Origin of the sequence: Prevotella sp. HJM029 (assembly GCF_000599605.1) — a bacterium.
Classification (GTDB): Bacteria; Bacteroidota; Bacteroidia; order Bacteroidales; family Bacteroidaceae; genus Prevotella.
In genome coordinates, this window is sequence record NZ_KK082672.1 from 53302 (window position 1) to 53957 (window position 656).

Here is a 656-nt window from a genome sequence, read left to right on the forward strand (position 1 = left end):
TGCCATCACGCGTTTGGAAACAGCCAACACGGCTTTCGACGACCGCTATCACAACCGCTACAAAGGGGGCAAGGATGTGGACGATTTGAAGGAGCTGCGCACGGCAACGAATGATGCCATCGATGAGGTGTTGTTGCGTGTGGTGGCATTGGATAATTTGGAACCGAGCGAGAAAATCACGGCCTTGATTCAGCACTACAACAACTATGTGCACGACCGTGAAACGGTGATTAAACAGCGCGAGACGTCGAACGCGAAGGCCAACGATGCAAAGATTGAGGAGCAGCGCAAGATGCTCACACCGCTGTTCGACACATTTGCAAAGACCTTGGGCGTGGCGGCCGAAGCCGTGCATTATTCGGGTGAAAGTCGTGGGGCGAAGACGGCAAAGTGCTATCGCCTGACCATCGATGGCCGCGCAACCAGCGTTTGGGCGAAGGTGAGCCGCAAGAAATTGGTCGAGGTGGCCGAGAAGGATTTGCCGAAAGCATCGTCAAACAAAAAGCATGGTGCGGCGGATAATTCGCATGGCGGCCATGCCAACGGCGAAAATCCCAGTGCCGAACATGGTTCGGCCACGGTAACGCCAAAACCATAAAATTCCATTCATTTAGAGTTGAGGGGGCGGGAGTGCGCGATGCATTTCCGCCCCCGAT

General features: G+C 54.7%; 1 protein-coding gene. It reads left to right on the forward strand.

What is annotated here, in order from left to right:
- On the forward strand, positions 1-598 hold a 598-nt coding region (locus tag X919_RS17140; protein ID WP_253270137.1), incomplete at its 5' end, for a DUF6261 family protein.
- Between the last annotated feature and the right edge of the window lie 58 nt (positions 599-656).